The following is a 9,059-nucleotide window of genomic DNA, read 5'->3' on the forward strand; positions in this document are numbered from 1 at the left end:
TCACTTATTGCGTCAGCGCTTCTTCCAGGGCTTTGAGACACAAGGCTATATTTTCTGCCCTTGCACCATAGCCCATCACGCCTATGCGCCACGCTTTGCCTGCCAAAGCCCCCAGTCCTGCACCAATCTCTAGGTTGTATTCATTGAGCAGATGGGTGCGCACCGCAGCGTCATCGACGCCTTCAGGAATGTACACCGCATTCAGTTGTGGCAAGCGGCTGGCTTCATCCACCACAAACGTCAGTCCCAACTGCTCCAAACCTGTTTTGAGTTTATCGTGCATCTTACGATGACGAGCCCAAGCATTCTCCAACCCTTCATTTTTCAGGATCAACAACGCTTCATGCAGCGCATACAGACTATTCACCGGCGCCGTATGGTGGTAGCTGCGTTTACCCTGTCCGCTCCAATACCCTAAAACCAAGCTCTGATCGAGGAACCAACTCTGAATAGGTGTGGTGCGTGACTGTATCTTCTCAATCGCTTTGACTGAAAAGGTCAACGGAGCAAGGCCCGGAACACACGACAAACACTTCTGGCTGCCGGAATACACCGCATCCAGTTGCCATTCATCCACCAGCAAAGGCACACCACCCAATGACGTCACCGCATCAACAATTGTCAGCATATCATGCTGTTTCGCCAACGCGCCCAGCGCCTTGGCATCACTGCAAGCACCAGTAGAAGTCTCAGCATGTACAAACGCCAGAACTTTGGCATCCGGATGCTGCGCAATCGCCGCGGCCACTTTCTCCACCGAGACAGGTTTACCCCATTCATCATCCACAACGACAACGTCGCCACCACAACGCACGACGTTCTCGCGCATACGTTCACCGAACACACCGTTGCGGCACACAATCACTTTGTCACCCGGTTCAACCAGATTGACGAAACACGCTTCCATCCCCGCGCTGCCCGGTGCGGAAACCGCAATGGTAAAGTCGTTTTCAGTCTGGAACGCGTATTTCAACAGCTGTTTGAGTTCATCCATCATCCCCACAAACAGTGGATCCAAATGGCCCACCGTTGGGCGACTGAGTGCCTGCAGAACCTGCGGAGAAATATCCGAGGGGCCAGGGCCCATCAGAATACGATGTGGGGGAATGAAACTACGGATAGTCATAAATGCTCCTTGCTTGGGGGGATGAAAAACAAGGGTAATCGAAATCCCCCAACGCGACAATTCGACTGAGGTCTAGAGGTCGAACCAGCGTCACATTCACTGAATAATTATTTTCATTGAGTGAGAAATTTACGATTGACAATAAGCACATAAACCCGTTCAATGTGTGAGCTATCTAGCAGAAGAGGAGCACTGCCCAGGCAGGTGTTTTGTGGAGCCTCAACTCCAATACAGAACACTCAGGGGGAGTAGTGCCGAGATGGATCAGAATTGTGGTTCTGGTTTGTCGGTTGAACGGGCTGAATCCCTTCAACTGTCATCAGTACTATGCTGATGAAGAGCTTCTGAGGAAACCTTTCAAAGTACACCTCTCTTTTTTGCTCTAAGAACACTCTCTTCAAAACATTGGACGTTGGATTACCAACCATTTTAATTTCTGGGAAGTCTGGGAGAAATGCCGTGAGTGCATTCAATGTCGCCAAATTTGGCGGTACAAGTGTTGCGAATTTTGAAGCGATGAGCCGTTGCTCTGCCATCATCGAAAATAATCCACAAACCAAACTGGTCGTAAGCAGCGCCTGCTCTGGTGTGACCAATCTATTGGTGGAATTGGCAAACGGTGTGCAGGAAGCTGAACAGCGTCTGGCAATCGTAAAGCAGTTGGCGGATATTCATGATGCGATTATTGACCAGTTGGCGGACCCGACTCAGGTCGAAAAAGAGGTGCACACCATTTTAGACAGCGTGGCCAGCGCTGCTGAAGCGGCCTCATTCCAATCCAGTAAGAAACTGACCGATCATCTGGTTGCCTGCGGCGAACTGATGTCGACTTATATTCTGGCGCAGCTGATGCGTGAACGTGGCGTGGATGCGGTGCGTTTTGATATTCGTGACGTCTTACGCACCGATGATCATTATGGCCGCGCGGAACCGCAGGTTGATGAAATCAAACGTCTGGCCAAACAAACACTGGTGCCGCTGTGCCAGCAACAAGTGGTCGTCACGCAGGGCTTCATAGGCTCAGATGAGCAAGGTAACACCACCACGCTGGGCCGTGGCGGCAGTGACTATTCAGCTGCCTTGATTGCTGAAGCCGTTGAAGCCAGCGGCCTCGAGATCTGGACTGACGTACCGGGTATCTACACCACAGACCCACGCATTGCGCCTAAAGCAGCGCCAATCCCGGAGATCAGTTTCAGCGAAGCGTCTGAGATGGCCAATTTTGGCGCTAAAATCCTGCACCCTTCCACGCTGGTTCCGGCGATTCGTCACGGCATTCCGGTGTTTGTCGGTTCGTCCAAAGAGCCGGAAAAAGGCGGTACCTGGATTCGTCAGGAAGTGGAAAACTCACCGCAGTTTCGCGCGCTGGCTCTGCGCTGCAACCAGACCATGGTGACACTGCGCAGCGCCAAGATGTTTCATGCCTACGGCTTCCTGGCTAAAGTGTTTGAAGTTCTGGCCAAGTACAAAATTTCCGTCGATCTGATCACGACTTCAGAGATCAGTGTGTCGCTGACTCTGGATAAAACCGACACGTCTGGTGGCGCGCCGGAATTACCTCAAGAAGCGCGTGCCGAATTGGAAGAACTGGCGACAGTCGAAGTGGAACACAATCTGTGTTTGGTGGCGTTGATCGGCAACCAGATGGAGACCAAAGGCTACGCCAAACAAGTGTTCAGCACACTGGGTGACTTCAACCTGCGCATGATCTGTTACGGCGCCAGCGATCACAACCTCTGCTTCTTGGTTGATGCACCGGTTTCAAAGAATGTGATTCAGAAACTGCATCAGGATCTGTTCGAGCTATAATTGGGTTTCGTTAGCAAAACGCATAAAGAAAAGGTCACCCTCGGGTGACCTTTGTTGTTTCTGTACTTTGTTGTTTCAGTGCTTAGCCGTTGATATTTGGTCCCAACCATTTTTCGGCTTCAAGGTTATCCCACCCTTTGCGCTCAGCGTAGCTCTGCACCTGATCATCCTGAATCTGCGCAATGGCAAAGTAGCGTGAATCCGGATGCGAGAAATACCAGCCCGACACTGATGCGCCCGGCCACATCGCATAACTGGTAGTCAGCGACATGCCAATCGTCTCTTCAACCTTGAGCATCTCCCACAAGGTACCTTTCTCAGTATGCTCAGGACACGCTGGGTAACCGGGTGCCGGACGAATCCCCTGATATTTTTCGCGAATCAGCTCATCGTTCGACAGGTTTTCGTCAGACGCATAGCCCCAAATTTCCTTACGCACTTTTTCATGCAGATATTCAGCAAACGCTTCGGCCAGACGGTCGGCCACCGCCTGAATCATGATCGCGTTGTAATCATCACCCTGTGCTTTGTACTGATCTGCCAGCTCACGTTCGCCAATACCGCCCGTGACCGCAAATGCCCCAATCCAATCCTTTTTACCACTTGATTTGGGCGCAATGTAATCCGACAAGCAGTAGTTCGCCCCTTTCGGCTTATGGGTTTGCTGACGCAGGTTATACAGGGTGTGGGCTACTTCCGTACGCGACTCATCGCGGTACACTTCAATATCATCCCCCACACTCGCCGCCGGGAACAGCGCACACATACCACTGGCTTTCAGTAAGCCTTCACGCTCAACCTTGTCCAGCAATTCGTTGGCATCTTTAAACAGACGCTGAGCCTCTTCGCCCACTTCTTCATGTTGCAAGATCGCCGGGTATTTGCCCATCAGCGACCAAGTCATGAAAAATGGCGTCCAGTCGATGTACTGACGCAATGTAGACAGCTCAACGTGCTCAAACACGTGTACGCCGGGTTTAGCAGGAACGGGTGGTGTGTAGCTGTCCCAATCAATCGGCGCCTTATTCGCACGAGCTTCCTCAAGTGTCACCGGACGAGTCTTCGGCGTTTTACGCGCATGCTGATCACGTGTACGTTCGTAATCCAGATTCAATTTTTCAATAAAGGCCGGACGCAGTTCGTCAGACAGCAGTGAAGTACACACCCCCACCGCGCGCGAGGCATTGTTTACATACACCACAGGCTGATGGTAGTTCTGCTCAATCTTCACCGCGGTATGCGCTTTCGAGGTCGTCGCACCACCAATCAGCAGCGGCAAATCAAACCCTTGCCGTTCCATCTCCTTGGCTACGTGTACCATTTCATCCAGCGATGGTGTAATCAGGCCTGACAAACCAATGATATCGACGTTTTTCTCACGTGCCACTTTAAGGATCTGTTCACACGGCACCATCACGCCAAGGTCAATGATTTCGTAGTTATTACACTGCAATACCACACCGACGATGTTCTTACCGATGTCATGCACATCGCCCTTCACTGTTGCGAGCAGGATCTTGCCGTTGGTTGATCCTGACTGCTTTTCAGCGTTGATGAACGGCTCTAAATGCGCCACCGCTTGCTTCATCACGCGCGCCGACTTCACCACCTGCGGTAAGAACATTTTGCCTTCACCAAACAGGTCACCGACGACGTTCATGCCGTCCATCAGCGGACCTTCGATCACTTCCAGCGGCTTGCTGGCATTGACGCGTGCTTCTTCAGTGTCTTCAACAATAAACTCAGTAATCCCTTTGACCAACGCATGTTCCAGACGTTTGGCGACCGGCCAGGTACGCCATTCAAGTGCAGAAGCATCATCCTGTTTGCCAACCGCATTTTCACGGTACTCATCGGCAATTTCCAGTAAGCGCTCAGTCGCATCGTTATGACGGTTTAGAATCACATCTTCGACCGCTTCACGCAGCTTCTCTGGCACGTTGTCGTAAATTTCCAGCTGGCCGGCATTCACGATGCCCATGTCCATGCCGTTTTTGAAACAGTGATACAGGAACACGGCGTGGATCGCTTCGCGCACATAGTTATTGCCACGGAAGGAGAACGACACGTTGGATACGCCACCGGAGATCATGGCGTGCGGCAAATCGCGTTTGATGTCCGCTACCGCGTTAATAAAATCAAGCGCATAGTTGTTGTGTTCATCGATACCCGTTGCGACCGCGAAGATGTTCGGGTCGAAAATGATGTCTTCAGGCGGAAAGCCGACTTCATCGACCAGAATGTGATAAGCGCGGCGACAGATTTCCAGTTTACGTTCACGGGTATCGGCCTGGCCAACTTCATCGAACGCCATCACAATCACCGCAGCACCGTAGCGACGTACGAGTTTCGCCTGTTGAACAAATTTCTCTTTGCCCTCTTTGAGGGAAATGGAGTTCACGATGCCTTTGCCCTGAATGCATTTCAGGCCGGCTTCGATAACTTCCCATTTGGATGAATCGACCATTACCGGAACTTTCGAAATCTCCGGCTCAGAGGCACACAGGTTAAGGAAGCGCACCATACAGGCTTCAGCATCTAACATGCCTTCGTCCATGTTGATATCAATGATTTGCGCGCCGTTTTCGACCTGTTCACGCGCGACATCCAGCGCTTCGTCGTATTGTTCTTCTTTAATGAGGCGCTTGAAGCGAGCTGAACCCGTCACGTTGGTACGTTCACCGACGTTCACAAACAAGGTTTCTTTCGCGATATTCAGCGGCTCTAGGCCAGAAAGGCGACATTCCACATTGAGTGTCGGCAAAGCGCGAGGCTTGACGCCTTCAACGGCTTTCGCCATCGCAGCAATGTGCTCAGGCGTCGTACCACAACAGCCACCCACTAAGTTCAGGAACCCCGTTTTTGCCCACTCTTCAATATGTTCGGCCATCTCTTCGGCCGAGAGATCGTATTCACCGAAGGCGTTTGGCAAGCCTGCGTTAGGGTGTGCGGAGACATGGCACTCAGCAATGCGCGACAGTTCTTCCACATATTGACGCAACTCGTCAGGGCCCAACGCACAGTTAAGGCCAAAAGAAATTGGGCGCACGTGACGCAGCGCGTTGTAAAAAGCTTCGGTCGTCTGACCCGATAACGTACGGCCAGAGGCATCGGTAATGGTGCCCGAAATCATCACCGGCAACTCAATACCTAATTCTTCAAACACCGACTCAACCGCGAAAGCGCACGCTTTGGCGTTCAGCGTATCAAAGATGGTTTCAATCAGGATGAGATCGCTGCCGCCCTTGATAAGTGCGCGAGTCGATTCCGAATACGCTTCAACCAACTGATCAAAGGTCACATTTCGATAGCCCGGGTCGTTCACATCCGGAGAGATAGAACAGGTGCGGTTGGTTGGGCCAAGAACACCGGCGACATAGCGGGGTTTATCCGGCGTTTTCGCCGTCCATTCGTCCGCTGCTTCGCGTGCGAGCTTCGCCGCTGCAATGTTGATCTCGGCGCTCAGCGACTGCATGTCGTAGTCAGCCATCGCAATAGTGGTGGCATTGAAGGTGTTGGTTTCAAGAATATCCGCCCCGGCTTCCAGATAAGCGGAGTGAATCTCTTTAATCAGCTGAGGCTGGGTAAGCACCAACAGGTCGTTGTTCCCTTTCAGGTCGCTGTGCCAATCGGCAAAACGTTCGCCGCGGTAGTCCTGCTCTTCCAGCTTATATCCCTGGATCATGGTGCCCATACCACCGTCGATCAGTAAGATACGCTGTTGCAGTTGCGATTCGATTTGGTGTCTTACATTAGTTCCCACAATACAGCCTCATTCCTTTTTTGCTTTTCCGACATCCTATCACACATTTATTAGAAATCTAGACGTCTAAAATGGCTAATTGGCACTAACTTATTCCACCTCGAACTGATAAAAGTGTACATAAAAAAGTGTTTGCTATTTACCCAGCATCGAAGGACAATTTCGTTCATATTTTGTTACACAACGAGAAGAAAATGTCGGTCTACTATACTCTGTGCTTTCTATCTGCTGCGGCAATGATGATCGCCTTTTTAAACAGTAAGATAGGTAAGATGCAAACCACGATTGCGATCACCGCAGGTTCCATGTTGCTTTCCTTACTTATCCTTATCGCCGGTCAAAATGACTGGTTTCATCTGACTCAAATTGCCACTGAAACAGTCACCAGTATTAACTTCGAAAACTTCCTGCTGAAAGGTATTCTGGGCTTCCTGCTGTTCGCCGGTGGTCTTGGCATCAAACTGCCGAACCTGAAAGATCAAAAGTGGGAAATTACGGTTTTAGCGCTGGGTGCGACACTCTTCTCAACCTTCTTCATCGGTTTTGGCCTGTATGCCTTTTGTCAGCTTATCGGTATTCACTTTGATCTGGTCTACTGCCTCCTGTTTGGTGCACTGATTTCCCCAACCGACCCTATCGCCGTTCTGGCCATCGTAAAAAAGCTCAACGCTCCGAAACGTATTTCGACTCAGATCGAAGGCGAATCGTTGTTTAACGATGGTTTTGGCCTGGTCATCTTCGTAACGATCTTCACTATCGCGTTTGGCCATGAAGCTCCGACGGTCGGCAGTGTTGTCGGTCTGTTTGCTCAAGAAGCCATGGGCGGTATCTTCTACGGCTTCCTGCTAGGTCTGCTGTTCCACTACTTAATCAGTGCCACTGACGACCACTCGATGGAGCTGTTGCTCACCATCGGTATCCCAACCGCAGGCTATGTCTTCGCCGATGTAATTCACGTTTCTGGGCCGCTGGCGATGGTCGTATCAGGCATCATGATCGGTAACTGGACTCGCTTCATCGGCTTCTCTAAAGAGAGTGAAGAACACTTGGACCACTTCTGGGAACTGGTTGACGAATTCCTTAACGGCGTGCTGTTCCTGCTGATCGGTATGTCGATGCTGCTGTTTGAATTCCACGAAGAAGACTGGATCATGATGGCAATCGCGGTTCCACTCGTACTGTGCGCTCGCTACCTGAGTGTGTTCGTGTCTTACATTGGATTTAAGCGCTACCGCAAATACAACCCTTGGTCGATTAAAATTCTGACTTGGGGAGGTCTACGCGGTGGTCTTGCACTGGCGATGGCATTGTCGATTCCATCCGGCATGATGATCATTCCAGACAAACTGATCGATGTAAAAGAACTGATTCTGGTGATGACCTACGCTGTGGTGGTGTTCTCGATTCTGGTTCAAGGCTCAACCATTACGCCAATGATTGAAAAAGCTAAGAAAGCTGAAAAAGAGATGGAACTGGAACAGCAAGTCGCTCTGAACAAAGAAGCGCAACCAAAAGAGCAGCAGGAACAGAACGTTTAATCTCTCCCGCCTTTAATATAAAGTAGAAAGCAGTAACTTCGGTTACTGCTTTTTTATTATCTTGAAAACGCACATCCCTTTATCTTCACATCTTCCTACCGAATTTATCACTACTGTCCCTTCTTCGAAGATCCTCATTTCTCATTTGCAGCCAGAACATGGAGCCTAGAGCTGCATGAATATTATTAGTTTTAATCTTCTCTCTTGTTTGAAACAAAAGTGACTGAGTCATAAAAATTCGCCATACCACGACTGACAAATAACCAGGATACCCATCAATCGATGAAAGATTCAGGAATCTAAGAATATTGCTGACAGGCAGGAGATCTAAACCAGACAAACGAGCCGCTGTTCTTATCCAAAAGTCAGCTCCAAAGCCAGAAACGCCTATGAGCGATGTTCCTTTGTGATTAGTCGAGTTTGATGCTAGTGAGGCAGGTATGCAAATAGGTCGGTATTGAGAAGGGGAAACTCTTTATTAGTGTCGGTATGAATAAAACCTTGCCACTGCAGAGTAAGGGTAGCGAAGTCTATCTTTACCCAACAGAGGCGCAATGACAACAAAGCCGAAGGGGTAAGAGCCTGAGATAGGTAACGACCAAGTAGAGATATTGCTCAGGAGCAACAAGTGAAAAACGTAGGATTAGAGCGAAGCGCTCAGTGAGGCTGGAGAGTGTGGAGATTTAGCAACTCCCAGATAGCAAAAAACCCCAGCATTGCTGCTGAGGTCTTAAATAAGTGGCGGAGCGGACGGGACTCGAACCCGCGACCCCCGGCGTGACAGGCCGGTATTCTAACCAACTGAACTACCGCTCCGCACTGG

4 protein-coding genes, 1 tRNA gene and 1 riboswitch are annotated in these 9,059 nt (G+C 50.3%); of the genes, 2 read left to right on the forward strand and 3 right to left on the reverse strand.

All coding sequences use genetic code 11. The features are described 5' to 3' along the window. Positions 1-4 precede the first annotated feature (4 nt). Positions 5-1,126: an alanine--glyoxylate aminotransferase family protein gene (locus JIG40_RS12485; protein ID WP_199465404.1), complete on the reverse strand. Its 1,122-nt coding sequence runs from the start codon at positions 1,124-1,126 to the stop codon at positions 5-7. 174 nt (positions 1,127-1,300) lie between these two features. Continuing rightward, positions 1,301-1,478, forward strand: a riboswitch (Lysine riboswitch). Positions 1,479-1,585: 107 nt separating this feature from the next. On the opposite strand from JIG40_RS12485, the gene lysC reads away from it, so the two are divergent. Further along, a complete protein-coding gene (gene lysC, locus JIG40_RS12490) occupies positions 1,586-2,935 on the forward strand; it encodes a lysine-sensitive aspartokinase 3 (protein WP_024374530.1) in 1,350 nt (449 codons plus the stop codon). Between the two features lie 82 nt (positions 2,936-3,017). Here the strand turns inward: lysC and metH are convergent, their stop codons facing one another. Continuing rightward, positions 3,018-6,698, reverse strand: a complete 3,681-nt coding sequence (gene metH / locus JIG40_RS12495) for a methionine synthase (RefSeq protein WP_158151530.1) — start codon at positions 6,696-6,698, stop codon at positions 3,018-3,020. A 194-nt stretch (positions 6,699-6,892) separates the two neighbouring features. On the opposite strand from metH, the gene JIG40_RS12500 reads away from it, so the two are divergent. Beyond that, positions 6,893-8,236 carry a sodium:proton antiporter gene (locus JIG40_RS12500; protein ID WP_020332203.1) on the forward strand — a complete coding sequence of 448 codons (1,344 nt, stop codon included), beginning with the start codon at positions 6,893-6,895 and terminating at the stop codon, positions 8,234-8,236. Between the two features lie 739 nt (positions 8,237-8,975). Here the strand turns inward: JIG40_RS12500 and JIG40_RS12505 are convergent. Further along, positions 8,976-9,052 (reverse strand) — tRNA-Asp (locus tag JIG40_RS12505). Between the last annotated feature and the right edge of the window lie 7 nt (positions 9,053-9,059).

It is taken from the genome of Vibrio sp. bablab_jr001 (assembly GCF_016464285.1).
Taxonomy (GTDB): Bacteria; Pseudomonadota; Gammaproteobacteria; order Enterobacterales; family Vibrionaceae; genus Vibrio; species Vibrio fluvialis.

Coding starts and splice junctions, on each gene's coding strand:
- JIG40_RS12485 (WP_199465404.1), bottom strand. CDS start 1,126: ATGACTATCCGTAGTTTCATTCCCCCACATCGTATTCTGATGGGCCCT.
- JIG40_RS12500 (WP_020332203.1), top strand. CDS start 6,893: ATGTCGGTCTACTATACTCTGTGCTTTCTATCTGCTGCGGCAATGATG.